The sequence below is a fragment of the Vibrio sp. T20 genome (assembly GCF_007858795.1).
Lineage (GTDB): Bacteria > Pseudomonadota > Gammaproteobacteria > Enterobacterales > Vibrionaceae > Vibrio > Vibrio satsumensis.
Window position 1 is genome coordinate 1 of sequence record NZ_VFEB01000158.1, and the last position, 371, is coordinate 371.

The following is a 371-nucleotide window of genomic DNA, read 5'->3' on the forward strand; positions in this document are numbered from 1 at the left end:
ATTCGGATTCGATGTTTTCGCGAATCCACCACACTGCGTATGTTGAAAACCGATAACCCGGATCAGGGTCGTATTTGTCAATGGCTTTGATCAGGCCAATGTTGCCTTCCTCAATGAGGTCCAACAACGTAAAGTTATTCCCTTTACGCTTCAGATAACTCTTGGCAACTTTTACCACAAGACGTAAGTTAGATTCGACCATGAGGTCACGAGCTTTTTTGTCGCCTGAACGGTTCAATTTTGCGTAATATAATTCATCTTCACGCGATAACAAATCGATGCCCACAATATCTTTCAGATAGTGAGCGTAGGGATCTCGACTTGCAGAAAAGTGGTCTTTAATAGGAGAATCATCTATAAATTCTGGGAAC

Annotated in this window: 1 protein-coding gene; it reads right to left on the minus strand. The window is 42.0% G+C overall.

All coding sequences use genetic code 11. The features are described from left to right. The coding region (locus FTW16_RS17880; RefSeq protein WP_146492020.1) for a sigma-70 family RNA polymerase sigma factor at positions 1-358 on the minus strand (358 nt) is incomplete at its 3' end. Positions 359-371 lie beyond the last annotated feature (13 nt).